The sequence below is a fragment of the Oleiphilus sp. HI0086 genome, from assembly GCF_001635225.1.
Window position 1 is genome coordinate 1 of sequence record NZ_LWFZ01000494.1, and the last position, 286, is coordinate 286.

Below are 286 nucleotides of genomic sequence, written 5' to 3' on the forward strand. Positions count from 1 at the left end.
TATGTACTGCTCAATCCCGTCGACTTAAGGTGTCTTTGTGTGGTGAAATGGCCTCTGACCCTGTAGCGGTTATTTTACTACTTGGAATGGGGATCAATACACTAAGTATGAGTGCCTTTAATATTCCCAAGGTTAAGTGGGTAATTCGTTCGTTTTCGCATAAGAAAGCCAGGCAGCTTCTAACAAAAGCGCTGAATCTCGAAAATGAAAGCTGTATACGTGAGATGCTTGAGGATGAGCTCGAGAGTGCTGGTTTGGGGGGCTTGATTCGAGCTCATCCTCAAGC

General features: G+C 45.1%; 1 protein-coding gene. It reads left to right on the forward strand.

Annotated features, from left to right (window positions below; translation table 11 throughout):
* The coding region (locus A3756_RS06055; protein WP_304438867.1) for a putative PEP-binding protein at window positions 1-286 on the forward strand (286 nt) is incomplete at both ends.